Here is a 26,604-nt window from a genome sequence, read left to right as displayed (position 1 = left end):
TGGCGGCCAGCCAAGGGGGGCCGGTTGCATGAGAAAAGCCGCTGGTTTTTTACATTCAGCCCTTGAAGCTGAACGACCAGACCCCATATAGGTGACAAGGTACGGCGGTAGCAAGAATTTGCTACCGGGAGCTTGAAAGCACATTGCTTAGCCCCCACCTAGCCGTTAACGCATTAAGGCGAGCGCTTCGCCTGTTTAATCTAAGTATTTGGAGATTCGTCAAATGGGTAAAATCATCGGTATTGACCTGGGTACTACCAACTCCTGCGTCGCCATTCTGGATGGCGACACTGCTCGCGTGATCGAGAACGCAGAGGGCGATCGTACTACTCCGTCCATCATTGCCTATGCCGATGATGGCGAGATCCTGGTTGGTCAGCCGGCCAAGCGTCAGGCCATCACCAACCCGAAGAACACCCTGTTCGCCATCAAGCGTCTGATCGGTCGCCGTTTCGAAGATGAAGAAGTGCAGCGTGACCTGAAGATCATGCCGTACGCCATCGCCAAGGCTGACAACGGTGACGCCTGGGTAGAAGTGAAAGGCAAGAAAATGGCACCGCCGCAGATCTCTGCCGAAGTGCTGAAGAAAATGAAGAAAACTGCCGAGGATTACCTGGGCGAGCCAGTGACCGAAGCCGTTATCACAGTACCGGCCTACTTCAACGACGCCCAGCGTCAGGCTACCAAGGATGCCGGTCGCATCGCCGGTCTGGACGTCAAGCGCATCATCAACGAACCCACTGCCGCGGCATTTGCCTACGGCGTGAACAAGGTCAAGGGTGAGCGCAAGGTTGCCGTCTATGACTTAGGGGGCGGTACCTTCGATATCTCCATCATCGAGATCGACGAAGTGGAAGGTGAAACCACCTTCGAAGTGCTGGCGACCAACGGTAACACCCACCTGGGTGGTGAAGATTTCGACAACCGTGTCATCAACTATCTGGTTGACGAGTTCAAGCGTGAGCAGGGCATCGACCTGCGCAACGACCAGCTGGCCCTGCAGCGTCTGAAAGATGCCGCCGAGAAAGCCAAGATTGAGCTCTCTTCCGCCCAGCAGACCGACGTGAATCTGCCGTACATCACCGCAGATGCCACAGGTCCGAAACACATGAACATCAAGGTGACCCGCGCCAAGCTGGAATCCCTGGTGGAAGACATGGTGAAAGACTCCCTGGAGCCGGTTCGCACCGCCCTGAAAGACTCCGGTCTGGCGGTTGGCGAGATCGATGACGTCATCCTGGTGGGTGGTCAGACTCGTATGCCTATGGTGCAGAAGACTGTGGCTGACTTCTTCGGCAAAGAGCCGCGCAAAGACGTCAACCCGGACGAAGCCGTGGCCATGGGTGCTGCCATTCAGGGCGCGGTACTGTCCGGTGAGAAGACCGACGTGCTGCTGCTGGACGTCACTCCGCTCTCTCTGGGTATCGAGACCATGGGTAGCGTGATGACGGCGCTGATCGAGAAGAACACCACCATTCCGACCAAGAAGTCCCAGGTGTTCTCCACTGCCGAAGACAACCAGTCTGCCGTGACCATTCACGTGCTGCAGGGTGAGCGCAAGCGCGCCAGCGACAACAAGTCTCTGGGCCAGTTCAACCTGGAAGGCATCCGTCCAGCGCAGCGCGGTCTGCCGCAGATCGAAGTGACCTTCGACATCGATGCCAACGGTATCCTGCACGTCTCAGCCAAGGACAAAGAGACCAACAAGGAGCAGAAGATCACCATCCAGGCTTCTTCCGGTCTGTCCGACGAAGAGATCGAACGCATGGTACGCGAGGCGGAAGCCAACGCGGCAGAAGACAAGAAGTTTGAAGAGCTGGTGCAGACTCGCAACCAGGCTGACGGTCTGGTCCACTCGGTCCGCAAGCAGGTCACCGAAGCCGGTGAGGCTCTGCCCGCCGACGACAAGACCAAGATCGAAACTGCACTCTCCGAACTGGAAGCCGTCATCAAGGGTGACGACAAAGCGGAAATCGAAGCCAAGCAACAGGCTCTGATGGAAGCGTCCCAGAAGCTGATGGAGATTGCCCAGCAGCAGGCCCAGGCGCAAGGCGCCGGTGCCGATGCCGGTCACTCCGCCTCTTCTGCCAAGGCCGACGACGACGTGGTCGATGCCGAGTTCGAAGAAGTGAAAGACGACAAGAAATAAGCCACACCCAGATGGGCAGAGCCCGCTCTGCCCATCGGCTTAATCATTGAATTTACGGGCGTTGGGTGACCAACGCCCGTCTGCATAACTGCTGACAACGCAATAGGATGAGTATGTCAAAGCGCGATTTCTATGAAGTGCTCGGGGTGGCCAAGGGTGCCGACGAGCGCGAGATCAAGAAGGCGTACAAGCGTCTGGCGATGAAGTTTCACCCGGACCGCAATCAGGGTGATGCCGCATCCGAAGAGAAGTTCAAAGAGGTCAAGGAAGCCTATGAGATCCTGACCGACGAAAATCTGCGGGCCCGCTATGACCAGTACGGTCATGCCGGCGTGGATCAGAGCCAGGGTGGCGGTGGCCACGGCGGCTTTGGCGGCGGTGCCGATTTCGGTGATGCTTTCGGCGATATCTTTGGCGACATCTTCGGTGGTCGCAGTGGCGGTGGCCGTCGTGGCCCGGCCCGGGGTTCTGACTTGCGTTACACCATGGAGCTGACCCTGGAAGAGGCGGTGCGTGGCGTCTCCAAGGAGATCAAGGTGCCGACTCAGGTGCACTGCGAGGTCTGTAACGGATCCGGTGCCCACACCGGCAGCCATGCCCAGACCTGTCCGACCTGTCACGGTGCGGGCCAGGTGCAGATGCGCCAGGGCTTTTTCGCGGTACAACAAGCCTGTCCGCACTGTCATGGCCGCGGCAAGATCATCAAGGATCCGTGCCGCAAGTGCCATGGGGAAGGGCGCTATCAGAAGACCAAGACCCTGTCGGTCAAGATCCCGGCTGGGGTCGATACAGGTGACCGCATCCGTCTCTCCGGCGAAGGGGAAGCGGGAGAGTCCGGCGCACCGGCCGGGGATCTCTACGTGCAGGTGCATGTCAAAGAGCACGGCATCTTCGTGCGCGATGGCAACGACCTCTACTGCGAAGTGCCTATCAGCTTCACCGCCGCCGCCCTGGGGGGTGAAATTGAAGTGCCGACCCTGGATGGCCGAGTCAAGCTGAAGGTGACCTCAGAGACCCAGACCGGCAAGATGTTCCGGCTGCGGGGCAAGGGCGTCAAGTCCGTGCGCTCCGGTCAGGTCGGCGATCTGATGTGCAAGGTGGTGGTCGAGACCCCGGTCAAGCTGACCGAGTCTCAGAAAGAGCTGCTGCGTCAGCTGGACGAGTCGTTCAGCGGCGCCGCCGCCAAGACCCACAAGCCGAGATCGGAAGGCTTCTTCGAAGGGGTGAAACGCTTCTTCGACGACCTGACCCGCTGAGTTCAGCCCCGTTGACAAAAAGAGCCGGCCCTTGTGCCGGCTCTTTTTTTGCCCGCGTTTCGCCTCGGATCCGCCCTATTGAGTGGATCCCGATGAGGGATCCACTTCACAACTCCCGCCAATTCATTCTGTACAAATGTTATCCCGCTCACATTGCAGCTGAAACGGTTTAGCTGGCATATTGAGTTGGCTAAAGCGGTTTAGCTATGCTCTGCTCGTCCATGACAACAGCGCCCGGACGGGCGACAGATGACAGGTGAGGAAGATGACGATGTTCAAGAGCAAGTTGGCGCTGGCGGTGGCGCTGGGATTGGGGGTGAGCGGCCCGCTGTGGGCGGCGCAGGGCGGTATAGAGGCCCGGCTGGCGGCGCTGGAGGCGCGGGTGCAGGCGGCTGAATCCCGCGCCGCCGCCGCCGAAGCGCGGGCCGACCAGGCCGAAAGCAAGGCGAGCGAAGCCCGGGAGACAGCCGTGGTGGCCAAGGCCCAGAGCGAGAAGGTGGACAAGCAGACCGCCGGTGCCCAGGGCTTCGAGTTTCACGGCTATGCCCGCTCGGGCCTCCTGGTCAACAGCAACGGCAACGGCGGGCGCGGCGGCCCTTATGTGACACCGGCCGGCTCTGTGGGGGGGGCCGTGGGTCGCCTTGGCAACGAAGACGACACCTACATGGAGGCGAATCTGCTCAAGACCCAGACCTTTGATGACGGCAGCTGGGCCCGCTACAAGCTGATGCTGGCGGATGGGGTGGAGACCAGCAACGACTGGACCGCCAGCGATTCCAGCCTCAACACCCGTCAGGTGTTTGCCGAAATCGGCGACCTGGCGAGCTTCAGCGGCCCCTTCCAGCACGCTGTGCTCTGGGCGGGCAAGCGCTTCGATCGGGACAACTTCGACATCCATTGGCTCGACTCGGACGTGGTCTTCCTGGCCGGGACAGGGGGCGGCGTCTACGACGTGCAGCTGGCCGACAGCTGGAAGGCGAACTTCTCCCTCTACGGCCGTGACTACGGCGACATCAGCGCCAGCGGCCTGTCCGACATCGAGAGCTACATCCTCACCATGAACAACCGCGTCGGCAACTGGCAGTGGATGCTCAGCGGTCTCTCGGCCAATGACAACGAGGCGCGCATCAATGACGGTGGCAAGGGAAGCGAGGCGGCGAACAAGGGGGCGCACACCCTGCTGGCCTACCACGCCGACAGCTTCTTTGGCATCAATCCCGGCTTCTCCAAGGCCGCCGTGCTCTACGGCCATGGCCTGGGAGCCGAGCTCAAGGGACTGGGCTCCGACAGCGAGCTGCTGCCCGATGCCGACGCGGTGCGGGTCGCTCTGTTTGGTGCCACGGATCTCAACCCGCGCTGGCGGTTGGCCCCGGCCCTGCTGGCGGAGCAGAGCCAGGATCGCTACGTGAAGGGGGACGAGTATCAGTGGCTGACCCTCAATACCCGGGTGGCCCAGGTGCTGAGCCAGAACGTCGAGCTGGTCTACGAGGCCGCCTGGCAGTACATGGATCTCGATCCCAAGGGCTACAAGGGTCGTCAGGCGGTGAGTGGCGACTTCACCAAGCTCACCTTCGCTCCCACCTTCAAGGCCCAGACCGTCGGCTTCTTCGAGCGGCCCGAGCTGCGGGTATTCGCGACCTGGATGGACTGGTCCTCCGAGCTCGACAACTACGCCAGTGACGATGCCATGGGCCAGAGCGACTTCACCGCCGGTGGTGAGTGGAACTTCGGCATACAGATGGAAACCTGGTTCTAGTTCGTTATCCCGATCACAAAAATGGCAGACGGCGCCGGGATCTGTTGGTTAGCTAAAACGGTTTAGCTGATAATGCCGACCAAGAGAACAGAGCCCGGCTCTGGCAGTGGATCCGATGCAGCAGTGGAGTAGCAAGGTGGGGAATCGTGTGTGGGTAATGGGGGATGCGGTGGTGGATCTTATCCCGGAAGGGGAGCTGCACTACCTCAAGTGTCCGGGCGGTGCGCCCGCCAATGTTGCGGTGGGGGTGGCGCGGCTCGGCGGTGAATCGGCCTTTATCGGCCGGGTCGGCGCCGATCCCTTCGGCCGCTTTATGGCCGATACCCTGGTGGTCGAGGGCGTCGATATCCGTCATCTGACTCAGGATCCGGCTCACCGAACCTCCACGGTGCTGGTGGAGCTCGATGAAGCAGGGGAGCGCAGCTTCACCTTTATGGTGCGCCCCAGTGCCGACCAGTTCCTCGAACCGACTGACTTGCCCCGCTTCGAGGCCGGTCAGTGGCTGCTCAGCTGCTCCATTGCGCTCGCCAACGAACCGGTGCGCAGCAGCTGCCTGCAAGCCATGGCGGCCATCAAGGCGGCGGGAGGACGGGTCTGCTTCGACCCCAACCTGCGCCCCGAAGTGTGGGGCAATCCCGCCGAGATGCTGCCGCAGGTAAGCGCGGCCATGACCCTGGCGGACGTGGCCAAGCTCTCGGTGGAGGAGCTGCAACTGCTGAGCGGCGAGGATGATCTGGCCGCGGGGCTCGCCACCCTCTCGGGCCCGGCCCTGGTGCTGGTGACCCGGGGGGCGGCCGGTGTGGTGGCCCGTTTGGGTGGCGAGCTGCTGGAGTGGGTGGGGCAGAAAGTAACCCCGCTCGACACCACGGGGGCGGGGGATGCCTTCGTCGCGGGTCTGCTGGCCGCGCTGGCAGAGGGTGAGCGATTGCCTGCCTTAAGCGAGCTGCCGGCCATCCTGGCTCAGGCCCACGGCTGCGGGGCGCTCGCCACCACCGCCAAGGGGGCCATGACGGCGCTGCCGACCCGCACCGAACTGGATGCCTTTTTGCTATTGGGCGCGATCGAGCACAAGCGGCCGTTGATCTGCGGCTAGAAGCCCGGGTCAACAGCCCCTACTCTCATGTGACAAGGGCCCGCCAGCCGGCGGGTCATAAGAGGAAGATTATGAATATCAGTGCGATAGCCAAGGATCTGGTGCCCCTGCTCGGGGGCAAGGAGAACATCGTCAGCGCCGCTCACTGCGCCACCCGGCTGCGGCTGGTGCTGGCGGACGACAGCAAGGTCAACAAGGCTGCCATCGACAAGCTGGACGGGGTCAAGGGGTGCTTCAGCAACGCGGGCCAGATCCAGGTGATCTTCGGTACCGGCCTGGTCAACAAGGTCTATGCGGAGTTTGTGGCGCTGACCGGTACCGGCACCGCCAGCAAGGCGGAGCTGACCGACATGGCGACGGCCAAGCTCAATGTGGCCCAACGGCTGGCGCGGACGCTCTCCAACATCTTCGTCCCCATCATTCCGGCCATCGTCGCCTCCGGCCTGCTGATGGGGCTGCTCGGCATGGTGCGCACCTACGGCTGGGTCAATGCCGACAGCGCCCTGTTCGTCATGCTGGACATGTTCAGCTCGGCGGCCTTCATCATACTGCCCATCCTGATCGGCTTTACCGCGGCGCGCGAATTTGGCGGCAACCCCTATCTGGGGGCGACCCTTGGTGGCATTCTCACCCACCCGGCCCTGACCAACGCCTGGGGCGTGGCCGGTGGCTTCAAGACCATGGACTTCTTCGGGCTGGATGTGGCCATGATCGGCTACCAGGGCACCGTCTTCCCGGTGCTGCTGGCGGTCTGGTTCATGTCCCACCTGGAGAAGCAGTTGCGCAAGCGCATCCCGGACGCCCTGGATCTCATCCTCACCCCCTTCTTGACCGTCATCATCACCGGTTTCGTGGCGCTGCTCTTCATCGGCCCGGCGGGTCGGGTGCTGGGGGATGGTATCTCCTTTGGTCTGAGCGCCCTCTATGAGCAGGCGGGCTGGCTCGCGGGGCTGGTATTCGGCGGCACTTATTCCCTTATCGTCATCACCGGCATCCACCACAGCTTCCACGCCATCGAGGCGGGGCTGCTCACCAACCCGGCCATAGGCGTCAACTTCCTGCTGCCCATCTGGGCCATGGCCAACGTGGCCCAGGGCGGCGCTTGCCTGGCGGTCTACTTCAAGACCCGGGATGTGAAGATCAAGGCCATTGCCGTACCGGCCGCCATGTCCTGCCTGCTCGGCATCACCGAGGCGGCCATCTTCGGCGTCAACCTGCGCTACATCAAACCCTTCCTGGCCGGTCTGTTCGGCGGTGCCTGCGGCGGCGCCTACGTGGTGGCCGCCAAGGTGGGCATGACGGCGGTGGGGCTGACCGGCATTCCGGGCATGGCAATAGTCCAGCCCATGAGCCTCATCCACTACGTCATCGGACTGGTGATCGCCTTCGGTGCCGCCTTCGCCGCCTCCTACCTGCTCAAGTACAAGGTGGAGTGATGAAGGACGCTTATCTCCTCAACCAGATTGTCCGGTCCCTGCTGGCCGGACAGCTCAAGGCGGCGGCCGATCCCCATCGGCCCCGCTGGCATCTGGCAGCCCCGGTGGGGCTGCTCAACGATCCCAACGGTTTTATCGAGCACGACGGGCGCTACCACCTCTTCTACCAGTGGAATCCGCTCGGCTGCGAGCACAGCAACAAGGGCTGGGGTCACGTCACTTCGACCGATCTGCTGCACTGGCAGCACGAGCCGGTGGCGCTCTTGCCCACCGAGGCCTATGAGAGCCACGGCTGCTATTCCGGCTCGGCGGTGAGCGACGAGCAGGGGCGGCTGACCCTCGTCTACACCGGCAACGTCAAATACCCGGATGGCAGCCGCACCGCCTTCCAGTGTCTGGCCCGCGCCGACGGTGAGGGCGGTTTCGACAAGCTGGGCCCCGTGCTCGATCTGCCCCAAGGCTACAGCGGCCATGTGCGCGATCCCAAGGTGTGGTACGACGGCCAGCAGTGGCTGATGGTGCTCGGCGCCCGCACTCTGGACGACAAGGGCGAGGTGCTGCTCTATCGCGGTGATACCCTTGATGCCTGGACGCTGGTGGGCCCCATCGCCGGCAGCGGGCGCGGGGGGCTGGGGGAGTTTGGCTATATGTGGGAGTGCCCGGACCTCTTCCCCCTAGGGGATCAGCATGTGCTGATCTGCTGCCCTCAGGGCATAGCCCCGCAAGGGGAGTATTACCGCAACCTCTATCAGTGCGGCTGGCTGGCGGGGGATTTCGACGGCGAGCAGTTCGAGCACGGGGCCTTCCACGAGCTGGACAGGGGCTTCGAGTTTTATGCCCCTCAGACAACACTGGATAGCCAGGGCCGGCGCCTGCTGTTCGGCTGGCTGGGGCTGCCGGAGGAGAACGAGATGAGCCAGCCCACCATCCTCTATGGTTGGATCCATCAGATGAGCTGCCCACGGGAGCTGTTCTGGCAGGATGAGTGGCTCTGCCAGCGGCCGGTAGGGGAGCTCGCGGCATTGAAGGGGGAGCAGACCCGCTTCGAGGGGACGCTCAGGGAGTTTCCGGGGCTGGCCATCGACTCGACCTGGCTCGATCTGGCGCTTGGCGGTGAGGGCAGCCTCTGGTTCGGCGCCGTGGCCGAGCTGGTGTGGCAGCCGGGGCGCATCACACTGCGGCGCCAGAACTGGCAGAGCGGGGCCTGGGAAGAGAGGGCCGCCCCCTGGCTTGGAGGCAAGATCACCGTGCTGTGCGACAGCTCCAGTCTGGAGTGCTTCGTGGATCAGGGGCGCCAGAGCCTGTCGGCGCGCTACTTCCCCGGTGAAAAGCCGCAGCTATCGGCAGGGAATGCGGGCGGGGGCTGCAAAATTTGCCTCGATCACTGGCCGCTGGCGGCTTGCCTAGTACAATAGCCCGGTGCTAGTCAGCCGGGAGGCCAGGTGGAGAAGAAGAAACGGATCACGATTGCCCAGATAGCCGAACTGGCGGGGGTCTCCAAGGCGACCGCCAGTCTGGTGCTCAATGGCAAGAGTGCGGAGTACAGGATTGCCGACGATACCCGCAAGCGGATCCAGGCGGTGGCGGATGAGTGCCACTACCAGCCGAGCTTTCATGCCCGCTCCCTGCGCGAGACCCGCAGCTACACCTGGGGGCTGGTGATCCCCGATCTCACCAACTTCGGGTTCGCCAGCATAGCGCGCGCCCTCGAGGCCCACTGCCGGGAGGCGGGGATCCAGCTGCTCATTGCCTGCTCCGAGGATGATCCCACCTTGGAGCAGCGGGTGGTGGACAACCTCATCAGCCGTCAGGTGGATGGCCTTATCGTCGCCTCCAGCGGTCACAGCGACGACATCTATGCCCGCATTCACGACCGCCTGCCGGTGGTGCAGCTCGACCGCCATATCGGCCAGTCGCGTCTGCCCATGGTCATTTCGGACGCCTGCAAGGCGACCGCCGAGCTGGTACAGGACATGGCCCGCGAATGCGGGGAGGAGATCTACTACTTCGGCGGCCTGCTGGATCTCTCCCCCAGCCGCCACCGGCTGGCGGGCTATGAGCTGGGCCTCCACCGCGCCGGGCTGGAGGCGCCACAGAGCCAGGTGCGCCATCGCGACTATCAGCCGCGCTCCGGTTATCAGCTGATGGCCGAGCTGGTGGCCGAGCTGGGGGCGCCCCCCCGCGGGCTCTTTACCGCCTCCTTCACCCTGCTGGAGGGGGTGCTGCGCTACCTCAACGAGGCGGGGCTGATGGAGACGGGCATGCGGCTCTGCACCTTCGACGATCACGATCTGCTCGACTGCATTCCCATGCGCATCGACTCCGTGGCCCAGGATTGTCCGGCCCTGGCCCGGGCCGCCTTCGAGCTGATGCAGCAGCTGATTGCGGGCAATCCCCCCGCACAGACAGCCCAGGTGATCCTCCCCAGGGTGCGCTGGCGCAGCCGCCGATAACCCGTCCTGGGTTTCAAGCCTGATGGTTCTCAACGTCCCCTGCGCTGCCGTGCAGGGGACGTTCTATTTTGAGCATCCTCCCTTCAGTGCCAATTGATCTCGTATGAGGCTTTTCAGCCGGTCCGGCATGGATGGGCCGCCTCTCTGGCTCCGTCATGCGTGGGCCTTCTCCTTTGCACATCAACCAAATGCGCATTAAATCAGGTGTTGCTAATTTAATGGCTGACGCTAAAATGCCCTTAACATTAGCGAGATCTAATTTAACGACCAAGCATTGCATGCAGGATGAGCGCGGCAAGGCGTTAATAGAGGCGAGCAAGATTCATTGGGTTGTGTGGCCACGCTAGACAGTGGGGCCGTGAGGAGAGAGCAGGCCGGTGGACGCTATGCTTCGCGTCATCGGTTCAGGATGAGGAGTTGAAATGATGGCAAACCCGTGGTGGTTATCCCTGGCCGGAGGCATGCTGATTGGCCTCTCCGCTCTGCTGTTGCTGCTGTTCAATGGCCGTATCGCTGGGATCAGCGGCATCTTCGCCACCGCCCTGCAGAGCCGGCAAGCCTGGCGCTGGCTGTTCTTGCTGGGGCTCATGCTGGGAGGGCCTCTCGCCGCCATGTTGGGGCTGGCCCGCTTGCCCGATTTTGCCGCCTTGCCAGCCTGGCCTCTGGTGCTGTTGGCGGGTCTGCTGGTGGGGGTGGGCACCCGGCTCGGCAATGGCTGCACCAGCGGTCATGGGATCTGCGGTCTGGGGCGGTTATCGATGCGCTCCCTGGTCGCGACCCTCACTTTCATGGCGAGCGGCATTGTTACCCTGTTCGTCACCCTGCATCTGTTGTGAGGAGTCGATGAGATGAGCAATCTGATCAGTCTGTTATCCGGTCTGCTGTTTGGGCTGGGGCTCGTTGTCTCCGGCATGGTGGATCCGGCCAGGGTCATGGGTTTCCTCGACCTGTTCGGTCAGTGGGATCCCAGCCTTGCCTTCGTGATGGGGGGCGCCTTGCTGGTGTTTGCGCCCGGTTATGCCTGGCTTGTCAAACCTCGCCGCCAGAGCCTCTCTGGCACGCCATTGCCTGCGCCTCCCACGGGACGAGTCGATGCCCGCCTGGTTGGAGGGGCGGCGTTGTTCGGGGTTGGCTGGGGTCTGCTCGGCATCTGTCCAGGCCCCGGCCTTGCCCTGCTCGGCGTAACAATGTTGGGCACGGAACAGCCACTCATCGCCCTGTTCGTGCTGGCCATGGCCGTGGGCTTGCTCGGCGTCGATCGTCTCCTGGCGGCTGGTGCCTGATCCCTGTCGCAACCAGCTCCTTCATCACTTGCTGAGCCCGGTCGCCCCAGACGGCACCGGGCTGTTATCATGACTCCTCGACTGACAGAGAGAATACCCCCATGCCCCTTCGCTTGCTTATTTCTGACTCTTTCGATCCCTGGTTCAACCTCGCGGTGGAGGAGTGCATCTTTCGCCAGATGGATGCGGGCCAGCGGGTGCTCTTCCTGTGGCGCAACCAGGATACCGTGGTGATCGGCCGTGGCCAGAATCCCTGGAAGGAGTGCAACACCCGCCGCATGGCGCGAGACGGCATCAAGCTGGCCAGGCGCAGCAGCGGAGGCGGTGCCGTCTTCCATGATCTTGGCAACAGCTGTTTCACCTTCATGGCGGGCAAGCCCGAGTACGATAAGAGCATCTCCACCGCCATCGTGCTGGCGGGGTTGGCGTCTCTGGGCATAGAGGCATTCGCCTCGGGGCGCAATGACCTGCTGGTCTCGACCCCGGAGGGAGATCGCAAGATATCGGGCTCGGCCTACAGAGAGACTCAGGATCGCGGCTTTCACCACGGCACTGTGCTGCGCAGCGCCGATCTGGGCCGCCTTGCCGACTACCTCAACCCCGACCCCAAGAAGCTGGCTGCCAAGGGGATAAGCTCGGTGCGAGGCCGGGTCGCCAACCTGAGTGAACTCGGCGCAGAGATCACTCATGAGCAGTTGGTGGAGGCGCTGAGCGAGGCCTTTTTTGACCACTATGGCATTCGGGTGTTGCCGGAGTTTATCTCCCCGACCCAGCTGCCGGATCTGCCCGGTTTCCCGTCGCAATTTGCCCATCAGGGGAGCTGGGAGTGGAATTTTGGCAAGGCGCCAGCCTTCAGCCATACCCTGAGCGAGCGCTTTGTCTGGGGCGGGGTCGAGTTGCATTTCGATGTGGCGCAGGGGCAGATCAGCGGGGTGCAACTGTTCAGCGACAGCCTGGATCTGGCGCCTCTGGAAGCCCTGGCGCAGGGCCTGCAAGGGAGCGTTTATCGGCCAGAGGCCTTGGCTCTTCTCGGGCAGAGGCTAGTGGCCGAGTATCCTCATGCAGAGCCGATGCTCAGGGAGCTGATGACCTGGCTGGTGCAACAAGTCCGTTAATCTGGTAGATACGAGCGACGCACCGGTTTTACTCGATGGCCTAGCAGGCCTGCCAAGGCCTGTCCGGCAGGATAAACCGGCAAGTTTAGCGAAACCCGCTGGGCACTAGCCCCGGTTGATGAAACAAGACGGCGGGCATATGGCCCGCCGTCTTGGTCTCTGTTCGCCGGTTTATTGTTTGCGTAGCCGAGTCAGGATCAGTTTGCCCCCTTGTTGTTCTGCGTGAAAGCTGACCGCATCGCCGACGGTGAGCCCCTGGAGCTGCGCGGGATCGGCCAGGGTAAACACCATGGTCATGGGCGGCATCTTGAGGTTGGTGATGGCCTCATGCTTGATCCCCACCTTGTGATTGGCCGCATCGATGCGGCTGATGACCCCCTTGGTCATCACCCTCTCCGTCATCTCGTTCATGTCCTGCATGTCGCTCATCTGGCTCATGTCATGACCCTCATGGCTCATCATCTCTTCGGCTTGCAGGCCGGTGTGGGTGGCAAGGCCGAGCAGCAATGTCAGGGTCAGCGTCTGGTAGTTCATGATCTTTTCCTCGTCGTTTATTCGCGAAAGTCTGAATTGATCGGTGCGGAGGGTGGCAGCCGGTCAAGGCTGCGGCTGCGCCACAGGTAATAGGCGGCGGGCAGTACCAGCAGGGTCAGCACCAGTGCGCTCACCATGCCGCCTATCATGGGGGCGGCGATGCGCTGCATCACCTCCGAGCCGGTACCCTGGCTCCACATGATGGGCAGGAGGCCGGCGATGATGGTGACCACCGTCATCATCTTGGGACGCAGGCGCAGGGCCGCGCCCTGGATGACGGCCCTGTGCAGCCCGGCTCTGTCCGGCTTGCCTTGGGCAACCAGCTCATCCCAGGCGTGGTTGAGGTAGACCAGCATCAGCACCCCGGTCTCCACCGCCACCCCGGCCAGGGCAATAAAGCCAACTCCGACCGCCACCGAGAGGTTGAAGTCGAGCAGCCAGAGGGTCCAGATACCGCCGACCACGGCGAGTGGCAGGGTAATGAGGATGAGCAACACCTCCTGGATGCGGCGAAATGCCAGATAGAGCAGCAGCACTATGATGGCGACCGTGAGCGGCACCACATAGGTGAGGCGTGCCTTGGCCCGCTCCATGTACTCATATTGCCCGGACCAGTTGAGGGAGTAGCCGGGGGGCAACACCAGATCCTTGGCGACTTGCGCCTTGGCATCGGCCACGAAGGAGCCGATGTCCCTGTTTCTGATGTCGATATAGACCCAGCCACCGAGTCGCGCGTTTTCGCTTCTGAGCATGGGGGCCTCGTCACTGATGTAGATCCGGGCCAGGTCCGCCAGGGCGATGCGCTCCCCCTTGGGGGTCACCAGGGGCAGCAGCGACAGACTGGCCACAGAGTCCCGATAGCTCTGGGGATAGCGCAGGTTGATGGGGTAGCGCTCGCGCCCCTCAATGGTTTCACCCACCTCCATGCCGCCGACTGCGGTGGCGAGCACCCCCTGCACCTCGGCGATGCTGAGGCCATAACGAGCGGCCTTCTGCCGGTCGATGTCGACCTTGACGTAGCGGCCCCCCGCCACCCGCTCGGCGTAGACGGAGGCGGCCCCTTCTACCTTGCCGACTATCTGCTCGAGCTGCTGGCCGAGTTGCTGGATCACCTTGAGATCGGGCCCGGCTATCTTGATGCCGACCGGGGTCTTGATACCGGTGGCCAGCATGTCGATGCGAGTCTTGATGGGCGGCACCCAGGCGTTGGTGAGACCGGGGAAGCGGATCAGCGAGTCGAGCTCTTCTTTCAGCTTTTCCGGGGTCATGCCGGGGCGCCACTGATCCCGGGGCTTGAGCTGGACGCTGGTCTCCATCATCACCAGATCGGCGGGATCGGTGGCGGTGTCGGCGCGTCCCGCCTTGCCAAACACATTCTGCACTTCGGGCACGGTGCGAATGAGCTTGTCGGTCTGCTGCAAAATCTCCCGCGCCTTGCCCACCGAGATATTGGCCGCGGTGGTGGGCATATACATGATGTCCCCCTCATCCAGGGGCGGTATGAACTCCGAGCCGAGATAGTTGAGCGGCCAGAAGCCCGCCACCGTTACCGCTGCCGCTACCATCAGGGTGGTTTTCGGGCGCGCCAGCACGGCACCCAGCAGCGGAATATAGCCCCGGGTCAGGGCGCGGTTGAGGGGGTTGGCTTGCTCCGGCAGCACCTTGCCGCGAATGAAGTAACCCATCATCACGGGAACGAGGGTGATGGCCAGGGCCGCCGCCGCCGCCATGGCATAGGTCTTGGTGTAGGCCAGCGGATGGAACATGCGCCCTTCCTGGGCCTCCAGGGCAAACACCGGCAAGAAGCTCATGGTGATGATGAGCAGGGAGAAGAAGATGGCTGGCCCCACCTCTATGCTCGCCTGGGCTATCACCTGCCAGCGGTTCTGGTCGGTGAGCCGGGTCTTCTCCAGGTGCTTGTGGACGTTCTCTATCATGACGATGGCACCATCCACCATGGCGCCGATGGCGATGGCGATGCCCCCGAGCGACATGATATTGGCGTTGATCCCCTGCAAGTGCATGATGATGAAGGCCACCAGTATGGCGATGGGCAGGGTGATCACCACCACCAGCGAGGATCTCAGGTGGAACAGGAAGGCGAGACAGACCAGCACCACCACGGCAAACTCTTCCAGCAGCTTGCCGGAGAGGTTGTCGATGGCCCGCGCGATAAGGTCGGATCTGTCATAGACGGTGACCACTTCCACCCCGGCGGGCAGGCTCTTCTTCAGCTCGGCGAGCCTCGCCTTGACCCCGTCGATGGTGTGCTGGGCATTCTCGCCGTAGCGCATCACCACTATGCCCCCCACCACTTCTCCTTCGCCATTGAGTTCGGCAATGCCGCGTCGCATCTGCGGACCGATGACCACATCCGCCACGTCCCCCAGCAGCAGCGGGGCGCCACGCACCAGGGTGCCGAGCGGGATCTGCTTGAGATCGGCCACGCCCTGGATGTAACCACTGGCGCGCACCATGTATTCGGCCTCGGCCATCTCGATGACGGAGGCCCCCGTCTCCTGGTTGCCCTGCTCGATGGCGGTCTTGATGAGGGAGAGGGGAATGCCGTAGGCCCGCAGCTTGTCCGGGTCGACCCGCACCTGATACTGGCGCACCATGCCGCCGACCGTGGCTATCTCGGCGACGCCGGGCACGGTTTGCAGCTCGTACTTGAGAAACCAGTTCTGCAAGGAGGTGAGCTGGGCCAGGTCATGCTGGCCGCTCTTGTCTTGCAGGGCGTACTGATAGACCCAACCCACCCCGGTGGCATCCGGGCCTAGCTGTGGTTTGGCCGAGGGGGGCAGCGTGGCCGTCACCTGACTCAAATACTCCAGTACCCGGGCGCGGGCCCAGTAGAGATCCGTCTTGTCATCGAACAGCACATAGACAAAGGAGTCGCCGAAGAAGGAGTAGCCGCGCACCGTGGTGGCCCCCGGTACCGAGAGCAGGGCCGTGGTGAGCGGATAGGTGACCTGATCCTCCACCACCTGGGGCGCCTGACCCGGGTAGGGGGTCTTGATGATCACCTGGACGTCGGAGAGATCCGGCAAGGCATCGACCGGGGTCTGCTTGACCGACCAAAGCCCCCAGGCGGTGAGCATGGCGGTGAGCAGCAGCACCAGGAAGCGGTTGCCGATGGACCAGCGAATAATGGAAGGGATCATGGCCTGGCTCCTCCCTTATGGCGTGCCGGCAGCAGAGCATGGGGGTTGGCAAAGCAGCGAATAATGGAAGGGATCATGGCTTGGCTCCTCCCTCTTGGCGTGGCGTGAACGGCAGGGCATGGTGGCGAGTAAAGCGGCAAGGGATCGACGGGATCATGGCTTGGCCCCCATATCATGCTGGCTGTGATCCATCCCTTCCATCCCATCCTTGGGGGCACTGCTGACCTTTGGCGCTGGCTGGTCGGTCGAGGGTGCTGTGGTGGATTTCTCCGGATCTATGGTGGTGATGCGGTACTGGTCCCCCTCCTGCTCCACTTGCAGATGCAGGGTCTGACCCTGGCCAAGCTGGCTGATGTCGACCCCCTCCGCCACGGCGAAATCCATCTCCATGGCGGGCCACTGCCACTCGGGGATAGGCTGGTGGGCGACCCCCAGGGTGCGGTTGGCAAGATCGATACTCTGCACCTCGCCCTGAGTCCAGACCTGGCTGGGACGCAGCGCCGTCATGCGCTGGAAGTCCGAATCGATGCTCGATTCCGAGTCGAGCAGGAACTGCGCCGAGCGGACTATGCTGTCCCCGGCCTCGACCCCGTCGATGATGGCCAGCTGGTCGCCAAACTGGGCCCCCAGGGTGACCGCCACCGACTTGAAGCGCCCTTCGCCCAGCGCCAGGACCAGTCGGTCCTGGCTGCCGGTGCGGATCACCGCTTCGCTTGGCACCAATAGACGGGGCCGACCATGGCCGCTGCGAATGCTCACCTTGGCAAACATGTTCGGTTTCAAGAACTCGTCTTTATTGTCAAAGCGCAGTCGCGCCTTGAGGGTGCGGCTGCCCGCGTCCAGGGTGGGGTAGAGGTAATCCACCCGGCCCTGCCAGCGGCGGCCCGGGGCGTAATCCAGGCTCATGGTGACGGGATCGCCCACCTTGAGCTGGCCCGCCTGACGCTCGAACACCTCGGCGCTGACCCAGACCTGACTCAGGGTACCGAGGCTGAACAGGGCTGCGGCGGGCTCCACGTATTGACCCTCGCGCACCTTGAGATCCGAGACATAACCGCTGCTCGGGGCATAGATGCGGATGGTCTCGCTCACCTTGCGGCTGCGCCTGAGCTGCTCAATCTGCTCGAGGGGGACCTGCAGGGCCTTGAGTTTACCGGTAGCGGCGCGCAACAGCAGAGGGTTGTTGCTGCCCATGGCCAGCAGGTACTCATGCTGGGCATTGACCAGATCCGGGGCATAGATCTCGTAGAGCAGACTGCCTTTGGCCACTTTCTGCCCCTCGCTCTTGATGGTCAGGGTGCGGATCCAGCCTGCCATGCGGGCGTTGATGGCCTCTAGCTTCTCCTCGTCATATCCCACATAGCCCACGGTCTCTATCTGCTGATAGGCGGGGGCCAACTCGACCTTGGCCAGTCTGACCCCCAGATTTTGCTGGATCTCCGGGCTGATGGTGAGGGTGCCGGGAGAGCCATCTTGGCGCTCCTCATAGATCGGCAGGAAGTCCATGCCCATGTTGTCCTTGGCGGGGCCATCGCGCTTGTCGCGGGGATCCATGGGATTGACCCAGTAGAGCGGTGCCTTCTCTTTGGCCCCACTGTCCGTGCTCTGTTTGGCGGCCCAGTAACCCCCACCGGCGCCGAGGGCGAGCAGCAGCAGGGATAGCGGCAGTGTCTTGGTCATGACAAGCCTCCGGCACAGGAGGCGGGGGCGCAGGGACGCAGGGCAATATTGGTTGCTGACATGATACTTCTTCTCTCTGGTCGAGCCGCGCGGCCAAGGCGCATCCTGGTCGGCAACCCCCAGGGCGGGTTGCTTGTGTCAGGAGTGCAGCGATAGCGTTGGGCGGCAAAGGGGCGTCAGAGACCGGGGTCCTTGACGCACAGCACGTCGTGCAAGGTCGGCCGAGGGCACCTCTTGCACAAAACAGGCAGGGAGAAAGTGTGGCTAGTGGCGCAGCACCGACAGCATCAGGTGGCGGCGAGGCCAGGAGGGAGGGTGGCAGCGTTGTTCCCAGAGGAAGGGATTGCGCAGCCAGAGACCGAGGCGCTGGGGCAGCGCTCGTTGGCCAAACCAGAGCAACAAGGGCAGGGCCAGCAGGGGCAACAGAGCCAGCAACAGCGAGAGGGTGGCACCCACCACGGACTGCAGCTGGCACTCATCATGGGGGCTCTGATCGCCGCTGACGGCATGGCAGCCGAGGGGGGGAGCAGGGTGGTCGGCATCGGCCATCAGGGTACTTGAATGGGGCGGGGCGCCATGGTCGGCCCCCGTGAATCCATGGTTCATGGCGTCATGGCTCATCTGAAGTGCGGCCGGCTGCGCGATAGGGGCTGCGTGCCAGCTGATGCAGAGAGTCAGATTGCAGACGAGCAAGAGCCCCAGCAACAGCCGGGCAATGCGCTCTGTGGGCAATCTCGATGACAGCATGGGACTTTCCTGACGAGGGATGGCTTCACTATAAAGCTTGCCGTCAGAGTAAGGTCAAGGCGAAGCCTGGGGTTTGATGACAAGCATCAACAATGCAAGCAAGAGGGGCAGGGCACAGGCGGGGGAGGCATGAGCCCCAGGTCGAACCTGGGGCCAGGCAAGAGGCCGGGAAGGGGCCTCCTTATCAGGCGAAGCAGGCCCAGATGGGGGCGTGATCGGAGGGCTTCTCGATGCCGCGCAGCTCGTAGTCGATACCGGTCTCGGTCACTGTGTCCTTGAGGGCATTGGACGCCATGATGAGGTCGATGCGCAGACCGCGGTTTTCGTCAAAGCCCTTGGAGCGGTAGTCAAACCAGGAGAAGCGTTCGCACTCGGTGGGGTTGGCGGCGCGGAAGGTGTCGGTCAGCCCGAAGCCTTTGAGGCGTTCCATCCACTCGCGCTCCACCGGCAGGAAGGAGCACTTGCCGTCCCGCAGCCAGCGCTTGCGATTGGCCTCGCCGATGCCGATGTCGAGATCCGTGGGGGAGATGTTCACATCGCCGATCAGCACCAGCTGATCATCCGGGCTGTGGTGGGTCTCCAGGTAGTGTTGCAAGTCCTCGTAGAACTTCTTCTTGGCCGGGAACTTGGTCTCGTGATCCTGGCTCTCGCCCTGGGGGAAGTAGCCGTTCATGATGGTGATGATGGAGCCGTCTTCGCGCTGGAAGTTCGCCATGATCATCCGGCGCTGGGCATCTTCGGCGTCGGTCGGAAAGCCCTTTTGCACGGAGAGAGGCTTCTGCTTGCTCATCATGGCCACCCCGTAGTGGCCCTTCTGGCCATGGAATGCCACGTGATAGCCCATGGCTTCCACGTCGGCCACCGGGAAGGCGTCGTCGTGGACCTTGATCTCCTGCAGGCCGATCACGTCCGGCTGGTGCTTGTCGATGATGGCTTGCAACTGATGAAGACGGGCGCGAAGGCCATTGATATTGAAAGAGATGATCTTCATGTCGATGTGCTCATGTCGTTTTTATAGGTGACTATTGGACTAGGAATCCCGGGCCGATGCAAGCCCGAAGCCTGGCCCCTCATTGGCTCTGGCTGAACTCCTGACGCAGCTTGCGGAATCTCTCCTGCTGGGCGGGATTGAGGGGGATGCCATCCAGCATGGCCAGGGTCTCCTTGCATTCGCTCGGAAATTCAGGGCTCTTGCGGTGCTTCTCGATGAGCTTGAGCAGCACCTGTATCTTGTTGAGCGCGGCCCCGGTATTGGCGGGAGCGCGGCGCAGCGCCTCACGAAAGTGGGTCAGGGCCTGCTCGAACTCTCCCCCTTGATAGGCCTTGATGCCGAGCTCATTGAGCTGTTGGTAACGTTGACGCCGCTCCTGCACCGTCTTGTCATTGCGAGTGGCCTGGATGCAGATGGTGAGCAGCCGGTCCTCGTCTTCGGCCAGGAGGTCTTGCAGGCTCTCGGCGTACTCGAACTCGCCGAGTTGATAGAGTGCAAGCACCGTCTCGCCGAGCAGGGCGACCGGCATGCTGGCCGGTTGATCCAGCCAATGCTGGTTGGCGCGATAGAGCATCTTCTTGCCCTTGATGAGCTGGCCGAGGGCCACCTGCACCCGGGCCTGGCAGATCTGCTCGAACACCGGGTAGTTGAATTCGCTCACCATCAGGGAGTCGCGGATGCGTGACAGCGCCGAGTTGACCTGCTTTTGCAGATTGGCGATGTGATAGCCGTCATTGCTGTTGAGGGCATAGAGGGTCAGGCACTGGATGTAGGCCCCCAGATAGTGAGGGGTTCTGTGGATGGAGTTGCGGGACAGGTCGATGAGGGTGAGCAGCACATCCCGGGCCTGGGCGTAGTCGTGACGCTGCAGGCAGATTTCGGCCAGGCGGCGCGACAGCAGCACGGAGTGGGGGGATATCTCCACCGCCCGCTTGAGCTCGCGCTGGGCACTCTCCTCCTCCCCCAGAGCAAGCTGCGCCTCGGCCAGCCAGCGATAGGCTTCCACCATCAGGGGATGGTGTTTGAGGGTCGCCTGCAGATGGCTCACCGCCTCCTCATTGAGCCCCAGGGTATGGCATGCCTTGCCGAGGGTGAGCCGGGCCCAGCCATTCTCCTGACCCGCCAGCAGTTGGCGCATCAGGCTGCGCGCCTCCTTGGCCTGGCCCAGCCTGAGCTGGGTATCGGCCTGCAGGCAGCGGCAGAAGTTGGCAAATCGTGGGATGGCATCGGCCCGCTCGGCGCAGGCTCGGATCAACTGTTCGGGTTTGTCCTCGGCCAGCGCCCGGAACACGCTCTCCAGCGCCTGACGGCGCGCCAGTGCCCGGCGCAGCCGAAACTTGAACTGCTCCTGGGAGAAGGGCTTCATCAGGTAGTCATCGGGCTCGACCTCGAGGGCGCTCAGCACCATGGCCCTGGAGTTGTCGCTGCTGACCATGATCACCACACTCTGGGGCGGGATCAGCCCCTTGTCGCGCAGACTCTCCAGCAGTTGGCGGCCATTCTCCCCACCCCCGAGATCGTAATCGAACAGATAGACATCGAAGCTCTCTTTCTGGCAGCGGCGCCGCGCCTCTTCGGCACTGTTGGCAAAGTTGATGCGATTGATGCCGATGTTCTGCAGCATGGCCTTCATCATCACCTGGAAGGCGCGCTGATCGTCGACCAACAGCAGCCGCAGGGGCTTGACGGGGGCAGGCTTGGGCGGCGCATCGCCAGCGGAGAGGTCGGGGTCCTGGGTCGGCATGGCTCTGAGTCTTGAGGCTGGGATAGGTCAGTGTGCCACCAAAGTTCGGGATCAGGCAATTGGCAAAGGTGGGGGAGTTGCCAGGCCCGTGACGGGCCCGGCATCTTGCTTAGTCGGCAGGGCTACTTGACCAGATAGGGAGCAAACAGCGGGCTGTAATCGGCCTTGAAGCCCTCATCCGTCTTGATGATGAGATAGACCGCCAGCTGGTGCGCCTTGGCAAAGGCCATGGCTTGCTCCGGGCCCATCACCACCAGGGCGGTATCCAGGGCGTCCGCCTCGAGGGCATCTTGGGTGATGACGCTGGCCGACACCAATCGATGGGTCACGGGGCGGCCGGTGGCGGGATCGATGATGTGGGAGTAGCGCACGCCGTCTTGCTCGTAGTAGTTGCGATAGCTGCCTGCCGTGCTCACCGCCATCCCCTGGGGCATGACGATGTCAGAGAAGGCCCCTGGCTTGTCCGAGGGCTCGACGATGGCTATGCGCCAGGGTTGGCCCTTGCCATTGACCCCCTTGCTGCGCACCGCGCCCGCCACCTCGATGAGATAATCCTCGATGCCCTTGTCATCGAACAGCCGGGCGATGGCATCGGCGGCGGCCCCTTCTCCCAGGGTGGAGAGATCCAGATAGAGATCCGGGATCGACTTGCGAAGCAGGTACTTATCCCCTTGCCGGGTCAGGCTCAGCTTGTCGATACCGACCCGCTGGCGGGCGGCGGCAATCTGGGCCTCGCTCGGCGTCTTGACTGGTCGCTTGTCCGGGCCAAAGCCCCACAGATTGACCAGGGGCCCTATGGTGACATCCAGTTTGCCCTGGGTGAGCTGGCCCGCGTCTATGCCTTGCTGGACGATGCGCGCCATCTCGGCCGGTATCTCAGTGGCAGGTTCCACCGGCCCTCGATTGAAACGGGAGATGAGGGCGTCTGGATCGTAGGTGGAGATCTCCTTGTTCATGCGGCCCAGCAGGGTCTCGATATCCTGCTTGAGGGCGGGATCGCCGCCTGGGTAGCCCCCGGGCAGCGTCAGGCCGTAGTAGGTCCCCATGGTTTGGCCTTGCAGGCGGGTTGCCGTTGGGGGCTTGGGCTGGCAAGCGGTCAGCAGCATACCGAGTAACGAGACCAATAGCAGGCCGAAACCGGGCCGCAAGGCAGGAACTAACATCAAAACCTCTCTCATCCGGGGCCCGGCAGAGGAGCCGGGGCATGAAGGGGCAGAGCTTAAGGCAAGGCAAGGGGGGATGCGAGCCCGGCGCCTGGTTCGGGGGCAGTAAAATTAAGCATTGCTGAGCTTGGGGGAAAAGGGCGAGGCGTCAGGCGGTGATCTGGCCCGCAGCTTTGGGACTAAACCCTGGTTGATTGGAACCCAATGAGTACAATAAGGTTGATTCAGACAGCATCTTTGTCTGCCAAGGCCCGAGCTGGCCAGGCAATTCTGTTGCTATCGTCTGCCAACCAAAGGAGAGGATGATGAAAAAGGCAATTCCCCTGTTGTTGCTGAGTGCCCTGGCGGCGCCCGCTTTTGCCGATGAGTGTACCCTGGCGGTGGAAGCCAACGACGCCATGCAGTTCAACGCCAAGGCCTTGAGCGTACCGGCAACCTGTAAAGAGGTGACCATCAACCTGACGCACACCGGCAAGCTGCCGATCACGGCCATGGGACACAACTGGGCGCTGACTACCACGGCTGACTTCCAGGACGTGGCGACCGCTGGCATGAGTGCGGGGCCGGACAATAACTACCTGCCCAAGGACGATGCCCGTGTCCTGGCGCACACCAAACTGATTGGTGGCGGTGAAACCACCAGCGTCACCTTCCCGACCGAGGGGATGGCGGGCAAGGATCTCACCTTCTTCTGCTCCTTCCCCGGCCACTGGGCCATGATGAAAGGCAGTTTCAAGGTCGGTTGATTGCGAGGCTCAAGATGAGAGAAGCCGGGCTTGCCCGGCTTTTTTATAACCAGAGTTCAAACTCGGCTAGGTCTTTGCACATAATCTGTTTGGGCTGGCACGCTCTTGCCTCTCTACAAAGCCAGTCAAAGGCAGCTTTTTTATGTCCTTTCCCTTCGATGAGCAGCAATACATTTGGCTCTGGAGCTCTCTGGGCACTGAGCAAGAAAAAGGGAAACTTGCGATCCACCGAGCCTGAGACTTGTTGCTGATGAGGTTCTATACGAGTAAGACCCCCTGTCATATGACAAATAACAAAAGCACTATATGCGGTTGTGCCATAGAGATCTTCATAAGCAACATGGCTCTTGAAAGTGCCAGGAGTTAGTAGATCTTGGCTTTGAACGTAACCCTGTGCCTCGAGAATGTCCTTTACTCGTTTGCGTAACTGAACATTGCTCTTTTCTTCTTCTGTAGGGTTGGCGGGAAGAGGATCAAAACCTTCCAATATGTATTGCATAAGAGTCCCTCCTGATTGATGGGACTCATGCTAGCGCGCCTCGTGTGCTTTTTGTACAAAAGATTCTTATGAGGCTATGTGGGGTTACTGTCTGGTATCAGCCGTTGTAAGTTGCCGCAGGGTAAAGAAGGCAATGGTGGCCTTCTTGCTGCACTCGAGCATGATGCTCTCTTGCGCGCTGACCAGCAGGGTATCCCCCTTGGCGAGGTCATGCTCCGCCACCTTGAGGCTTCCCTCCAGCAGGGTGACCAGATAGGTGTGGGCAGGCTCCAGGGTCAGGGGCACGGAGAAGGGCAGGGTCAGCACCCGCACATTGGCATCCAACTTGGTTGCGTCATAGATGAGCCCGAGATCCGTCACCTCTTTTTTCAGCAAGGCGCAGTGGGTCTCATCGTCGCCGCTAAAATGGGCCGCCTCGAAGGTGGCATAGGGGTGGCCGTTGAGCACGAAACCGGCGCCGCTGACAGGTAACAGGATGCGGGCATAACCGGGGAAGGGGGAGAAGGGGCCGGCTTCCTTGATGGGGGCCGTGCTCAGCCGGTAATCGAAATCGAGTTTGGCCAGGGAGCTGCCCGCCGGGGCTATCACTATTTCGGCAGTGCTGCCCTTGCCATTTTTCCAGGGCATCTTGCGCTGCTGGGCCACGGTGATCAGTTGGTACAAGGTTTTCCCCTCATCATGAGTCTGGCCCCAGAGATACCATCCCGACGCGGGTGCAGACAAGCCTGCCCGGTGCGAGTGCGGTTTTTTCCAGCGTTTGTCAGAATGCCGCCATCGGCACACACGCAGCGGCAGCCCGAGATGAACACCTGTCTGAGCGGGCTCGCTCCCCCTTCCCTGGCGACCAAGAGCCGTAGGGGCCGCGCAAGGTAGCGTGGTCATGGTCACCGTTGTCCGCAACGTCATGCGTTGAGGGTTTATCTGCGGGCGATATAAGGATTATGCTGAGTCAAGTTCATGGTGCTTAAGGAGAGGCAAGATGGCTTGGATATCCTTGATAGTGGGCTTGGCCCTCATCTGGTGGCTGCTCAAACTGGGCCGCGGCCCCCTGTTCGACCTCAGGTTGGCTCATGGCAAGTTGACGATGCAAAAGGGCAAGGTGCCGCCTGCCTTCATCACGCAACTCGAGCAGATCCTGAAACGAGAGTCGCTGCGGGGTCGCATTCGGGGTGTGCGCGATGGCGACGGGGTGCGCCTTGTCTTCTCCCGCTCCATCCCCGAGCCCATCGCACAGCGGGTGCGCAATGTGTTCCCCTACGGGGATTACCGCAGCCCGTTGTCCAAGCAGCCTTCGGGTCACAAGCGCCACTGAGCCCGGTCGCCTATTTCACAGGGCGCTCGACGTGATATGAGAGAGGCCCCACTGCCAGCAGTGGGGCCTTCGTTGTTATGTAGCTGAGCCACAGAGATGGCCGCGCGGCGTGGGTGCAAGCGAACCCTCATCATCGGCCGACAAGGGCCATGCCGCATCAGCGCTCCAGCAGGGGCGCCGAGCGATAGCTCCACATGCCATAGGTGCGCAAGGCGTCGCGGTAGATGCCAAGCAGCTCGCTCTCTTCCACCTTGGCGAGGCTGGAGATGGGCTTGTCCGGGTAGCTGACGCTGTCGATGCGGATCTTGGCCGGGCCGGTTTGCCAGCAGGCTATCTCGAGCAGGGTCTGGCCACGACGCACATGGCTGGCGGAGCTGACCAGGGTCGCGCTGTCTATCTGATGGCGGGCCAGCACCCAGGCGCTGTAGAGGGCATTTTCCACCGTGCTGGTGGCATAATTCTCCTCGATGATGCGCGAGCGACTGATCCCCTTGCTCACCAGCCAGTCGGCCATCTGCTTGCCCTCGGTCTGACGATTCTGGGGCACGCCGCCGCTCACTATGATGAGGGCCTGGGGGTCGGCCTTGGCCAGGGCGCGGGTGGTGTCGAGGCGGCCGAGCAGTATGTCGTTCATGCTGCCATCGGGGTTGAGGGCATAGCCCAGGGTGACGATGGCGCGCCGTCCACTCTTGTCCTGATCCCGCGCGGCCCGCTCCTTGAGGGGGGTCTTGACCACCTTGTCTATGGTGGCAAAGATGCGCTGCAAGTCGGCCTCGCGCCCCGGGTTGCGTGCCGTCAGCTGGCCGAGGTAGGTATTGGCGCGCTCGGTATTGCCCTTGAAGCGCTGCCAGACCGCGAGGTAGGAGAGCAAGTCCACATCATCCGGGGCCGCGACCAGGGCCTGCTCAAACAGGGAGATGGCGCGGTCAATCTTGCCGTTGTAAATCTGGGCGTTGGCCGCCGAGATGAGCAGGTCGGTGCGATAGGGTTCGAGTTGGTAGGCTTCGAGCAGCCGGTTGGTGATGAGCTCCATGTTGCTCGGCATCTTGGCGGTGAAGCCCGCATCCGAGACCCGGGCCGGGGAGTCGAAGATCTGTTTGGCCTCGCCGAGCAGTTGATCAACCACCTGACGCTTGCTGATGATCTGGCCGTAATCCTGATCGGATTGCAGGCTGCGTACCGGCACGGCCCAGGCTGCCGTCGGGGTGAGCAGACTGAGCGTGAGCAGGGCGGCGAGGGAGAGTCGGTTGTCCATAAGCTGTCCACCTGGTTGGGAGAGGAGAGACCGGCCAGGAGCCGGACAGGGCGCATCAGCATGGCGAGGCGCCGTACCCGGACGACTATAACAGGCCGGGCGCCATAAAAACGGGGCAGGGCCGTCAAATCGGCCAGACACGGCTTTTCAGAAGGACAAGTGTGAGCGGGCCCCGGACAGAATGGAAGGGACTCGCTACACTGGGATCCTTTTCCAGCTGGAGCCTAT

General features: G+C 62.3%; 22 protein-coding genes. 12 read left to right on the top strand and 10 right to left on the bottom strand.

Annotated features, from left to right (window positions below; genetic code table 11):
- Window positions 1–223: 223 nt before the first annotated feature.
- From dnaK to M2366_RS02875, 10 genes are all read left to right on the top strand, one after another.
- Complete coding sequence (gene dnaK / locus M2366_RS02920) at window positions 224–2,149, top strand: molecular chaperone DnaK (RefSeq protein ID WP_042042684.1); 1,926 nt, start codon at window positions 224–226, stop codon at window positions 2,147–2,149.
- Window positions 2,150–2,262: 113 nt separating this feature from the next.
- On the top strand, window positions 2,263–3,405 hold the full coding sequence (gene dnaJ / locus M2366_RS02915) for a molecular chaperone DnaJ (RefSeq protein ID WP_042042683.1): 1,143 nt from the start codon (window positions 2,263–2,265) through the stop codon (window positions 3,403–3,405).
- A 265-nt stretch (window positions 3,406–3,670) separates the two neighbouring features.
- Window positions 3,671–5,161, top strand: a complete 1,491-nt coding sequence (locus M2366_RS02910; RefSeq protein WP_259268913.1) for a carbohydrate porin — start codon at window positions 3,671–3,673, stop codon at window positions 5,159–5,161.
- A gap of 115 nt (window positions 5,162–5,276) precedes the next feature.
- Window positions 5,277–6,254: an aminoimidazole riboside kinase gene (locus M2366_RS02905; protein ID WP_259268912.1), complete on the top strand. Its 978-nt coding sequence runs from the start codon at window positions 5,277–5,279 to the stop codon at window positions 6,252–6,254.
- A 71-nt stretch (window positions 6,255–6,325) separates the two neighbouring features.
- A complete protein-coding gene (locus M2366_RS02900) occupies window positions 6,326–7,690 on the top strand; it encodes a sucrose-specific PTS transporter subunit IIBC (protein WP_259268911.1) in 1,365 nt (454 codons plus the stop codon).
- Entirely contained in the window at window positions 7,690–9,105 is a 1,416-nt protein-coding gene (locus M2366_RS02895; RefSeq protein WP_259268910.1) for a sucrose-6-phosphate hydrolase, read from the top strand. The genes M2366_RS02900 and M2366_RS02895 overlap by 1 nt, the downstream gene beginning before the upstream one ends.
- Before the next feature lie 27 nt (window positions 9,106–9,132).
- Window positions 9,133–10,143 (top strand): substrate-binding domain-containing protein, encoded by a 1,011-nt coding sequence (locus M2366_RS02890; protein ID WP_259268909.1) that lies wholly within the window; start codon window positions 9,133–9,135, stop codon window positions 10,141–10,143.
- Window positions 10,144–10,565: 422 nt separating this feature from the next.
- Window positions 10,566–10,979, top strand: coding sequence for a YeeE/YedE family protein (locus M2366_RS02885; RefSeq protein ID WP_259236358.1), 414 nt, complete (start codon window positions 10,566–10,568; stop codon window positions 10,977–10,979).
- Window positions 10,980–10,991: 12 nt separating this feature from the next.
- Window positions 10,992–11,426: a DUF6691 family protein gene (locus M2366_RS02880; RefSeq protein ID WP_042040259.1), complete on the top strand. Its 435-nt coding sequence runs from the start codon at window positions 10,992–10,994 to the stop codon at window positions 11,424–11,426.
- Between the two features lie 101 nt (window positions 11,427–11,527).
- Complete coding sequence (locus tag M2366_RS02875) at window positions 11,528–12,541, top strand: lipoate--protein ligase (protein ID WP_259268908.1); 1,014 nt, start codon at window positions 11,528–11,530, stop codon at window positions 12,539–12,541.
- 171 nt (window positions 12,542–12,712) lie between these two features.
- On the opposite strand, the gene M2366_RS02870 is transcribed toward M2366_RS02875, so the two are convergent.
- The 7 genes from M2366_RS02870 to M2366_RS02840 form a co-directional block, all read right to left on the bottom strand.
- Window positions 12,713–13,075 (bottom strand): copper-binding protein, encoded by a 363-nt coding sequence (locus tag M2366_RS02870; RefSeq protein WP_224432496.1) that lies wholly within the window; start codon window positions 13,073–13,075, stop codon window positions 12,713–12,715.
- A gap of 17 nt (window positions 13,076–13,092) precedes the next feature.
- A complete protein-coding gene (locus tag M2366_RS02865) occupies window positions 13,093–16,239 on the bottom strand; it encodes an efflux RND transporter permease subunit (RefSeq protein ID WP_259268907.1) in 3,147 nt (1,048 codons plus the stop codon).
- A 153-nt stretch (window positions 16,240–16,392) separates the two neighbouring features.
- The gene (locus tag M2366_RS02860) at window positions 16,393–17,919 is read right to left on the bottom strand and encodes an efflux RND transporter periplasmic adaptor subunit (protein WP_259268906.1); all 1,527 of its coding nucleotides are present in this window, start codon (window positions 17,917–17,919) and stop codon (window positions 16,393–16,395) included.
- 264 nt (window positions 17,920–18,183) lie between these two features.
- On the bottom strand, window positions 18,184–18,666 hold the full coding sequence (locus M2366_RS02855; protein ID WP_042040265.1) for a hypothetical protein: 483 nt from the start codon (window positions 18,664–18,666) through the stop codon (window positions 18,184–18,186).
- 184 nt (window positions 18,667–18,850) lie between these two features.
- Window positions 18,851–19,657, bottom strand: coding sequence for an exodeoxyribonuclease III (gene xthA / locus M2366_RS02850; protein WP_042040266.1), 807 nt, complete (start codon window positions 19,655–19,657; stop codon window positions 18,851–18,853).
- Between the two features lie 79 nt (window positions 19,658–19,736).
- On the bottom strand, window positions 19,737–21,401 hold the full coding sequence (locus M2366_RS02845; protein WP_259268905.1) for a tetratricopeptide repeat-containing response regulator: 1,665 nt from the start codon (window positions 21,399–21,401) through the stop codon (window positions 19,737–19,739).
- 122 nt (window positions 21,402–21,523) lie between these two features.
- Window positions 21,524–22,564, bottom strand: a complete 1,041-nt coding sequence (locus M2366_RS02840; RefSeq protein WP_259268904.1) for an FAD:protein FMN transferase — start codon at window positions 22,562–22,564, stop codon at window positions 21,524–21,526.
- Between the two features lie 305 nt (window positions 22,565–22,869).
- Here M2366_RS02840 and azu point away from each other — a divergent pair, with 305 nt between their 5' ends.
- Window positions 22,870–23,310, top strand: a complete 441-nt coding sequence (gene azu / locus M2366_RS02835; RefSeq protein ID WP_259268903.1) for an azurin — start codon at window positions 22,870–22,872, stop codon at window positions 23,308–23,310.
- Between the two features lie 43 nt (window positions 23,311–23,353).
- Here azu and M2366_RS02830 read toward each other — a convergent pair whose 3' ends face one another.
- Window positions 23,354–23,809 carry a PD-(D/E)XK nuclease superfamily protein gene (locus tag M2366_RS02830; protein ID WP_259268902.1) on the bottom strand — a complete coding sequence of 152 codons (456 nt, stop codon included), beginning with the start codon at window positions 23,807–23,809 and terminating at the stop codon, window positions 23,354–23,356.
- Window positions 23,810–23,893: 84 nt separating this feature from the next.
- Window positions 23,894–24,436: a HutD family protein gene (locus M2366_RS02825; protein WP_404972780.1), complete on the bottom strand. Its 543-nt coding sequence runs from the start codon at window positions 24,434–24,436 to the stop codon at window positions 23,894–23,896.
- A 352-nt stretch (window positions 24,437–24,788) separates the two neighbouring features.
- Here M2366_RS02825 and M2366_RS02820 point away from each other — a divergent pair, with 352 nt between their 5' ends.
- Entirely contained in the window at window positions 24,789–25,121 is a 333-nt protein-coding gene (locus M2366_RS02820) for a DUF3634 family protein (RefSeq protein ID WP_259268900.1), read from the top strand.
- 157 nt (window positions 25,122–25,278) lie between these two features.
- Here M2366_RS02820 and M2366_RS02815 read toward each other — a convergent pair whose 3' ends face one another.
- Window positions 25,279–26,376 carry a YdcF family protein gene (locus tag M2366_RS02815; RefSeq protein WP_224432506.1) on the bottom strand — a complete coding sequence of 366 codons (1,098 nt, stop codon included), beginning with the start codon at window positions 26,374–26,376 and terminating at the stop codon, window positions 25,279–25,281.
- Between the last annotated feature and the right edge of the window lie 228 nt (window positions 26,377–26,604).

Origin of the sequence: Aeromonas sp. BIGb0405 (assembly GCF_024807335.1) — a bacterium.
Classification (GTDB): Bacteria; Pseudomonadota; Gammaproteobacteria; order Enterobacterales; family Aeromonadaceae; genus Aeromonas; species Aeromonas rivuli.
Note: the sequence above shows the minus strand (reverse complement) of the source record. Positions and strands in the feature narration are given on the sequence as shown.

Excerpts from the sequence above, each read along its gene's own strand:
- dnaK (WP_042042684.1), top strand. The coding sequence starts at position 224 with ATGGGTAAAATCATCGGTATTGACCTGGGTACTACCAACTCCTGCGTC.
- dnaJ (WP_042042683.1), top strand. The coding sequence starts at position 2,263 with ATGTCAAAGCGCGATTTCTATGAAGTGCTCGGGGTGGCCAAGGGTGCC.
- M2366_RS02910 (WP_259268913.1), top strand. The coding sequence starts at position 3,671 with ATGACGATGTTCAAGAGCAAGTTGGCGCTGGCGGTGGCGCTGGGATTG.
- M2366_RS02905 (WP_259268912.1), top strand. The coding sequence starts at position 5,277 with ATGCAGCAGTGGAGTAGCAAGGTGGGGAATCGTGTGTGGGTAATGGGG.
- M2366_RS02900 (WP_259268911.1), top strand. The coding sequence starts at position 6,326 with ATGAATATCAGTGCGATAGCCAAGGATCTGGTGCCCCTGCTCGGGGGC.
- M2366_RS02895 (WP_259268910.1), top strand. The coding sequence starts at position 7,690 with ATGAAGGACGCTTATCTCCTCAACCAGATTGTCCGGTCCCTGCTGGCC.
- M2366_RS02885 (WP_259236358.1), top strand. The coding sequence starts at position 10,566 with ATGATGGCAAACCCGTGGTGGTTATCCCTGGCCGGAGGCATGCTGATT.
- M2366_RS02880 (WP_042040259.1), top strand. The coding sequence starts at position 10,992 with ATGAGCAATCTGATCAGTCTGTTATCCGGTCTGCTGTTTGGGCTGGGG.
- M2366_RS02875 (WP_259268908.1), top strand. The coding sequence starts at position 11,528 with ATGCCCCTTCGCTTGCTTATTTCTGACTCTTTCGATCCCTGGTTCAAC.
- M2366_RS02870 (WP_224432496.1), bottom strand. The coding sequence starts at position 13,075 with ATGAACTACCAGACGCTGACCCTGACATTGCTGCTCGGCCTTGCCACC.
- M2366_RS02865 (WP_259268907.1), bottom strand. The coding sequence starts at position 16,239 with ATGATCCCTTCCATTATTCGCTGGTCCATCGGCAACCGCTTCCTGGTG.
- M2366_RS02860 (WP_259268906.1), bottom strand. The coding sequence starts at position 17,919 with ATGACCAAGACACTGCCGCTATCCCTGCTGCTGCTCGCCCTCGGCGCC.
- M2366_RS02855 (WP_042040265.1), bottom strand. The coding sequence starts at position 18,666 with ATGCTGTCATCGAGATTGCCCACAGAGCGCATTGCCCGGCTGTTGCTG.
- xthA (WP_042040266.1), bottom strand. The coding sequence starts at position 19,657 with ATGAAGATCATCTCTTTCAATATCAATGGCCTTCGCGCCCGTCTTCAT.
- M2366_RS02845 (WP_259268905.1), bottom strand. The coding sequence starts at position 21,401 with ATGCCGACCCAGGACCCCGACCTCTCCGCTGGCGATGCGCCGCCCAAG.
- M2366_RS02840 (WP_259268904.1), bottom strand. The coding sequence starts at position 22,564 with ATGTTAGTTCCTGCCTTGCGGCCCGGTTTCGGCCTGCTATTGGTCTCG.
- azu (WP_259268903.1), top strand. The coding sequence starts at position 22,870 with ATGAAAAAGGCAATTCCCCTGTTGTTGCTGAGTGCCCTGGCGGCGCCC.
- M2366_RS02830 (WP_259268902.1), bottom strand. The coding sequence starts at position 23,809 with ATGCAATACATATTGGAAGGTTTTGATCCTCTTCCCGCCAACCCTACA.
- M2366_RS02825 (WP_404972780.1), bottom strand. The coding sequence starts at position 24,436 with ATGCCCTGGAAAAATGGCAAGGGCAGCACTGCCGAAATAGTGATAGCC.
- M2366_RS02820 (WP_259268900.1), top strand. The coding sequence starts at position 24,789 with ATGGCTTGGATATCCTTGATAGTGGGCTTGGCCCTCATCTGGTGGCTG.
- M2366_RS02815 (WP_224432506.1), bottom strand. The coding sequence starts at position 26,376 with ATGGACAACCGACTCTCCCTCGCCGCCCTGCTCACGCTCAGTCTGCTC.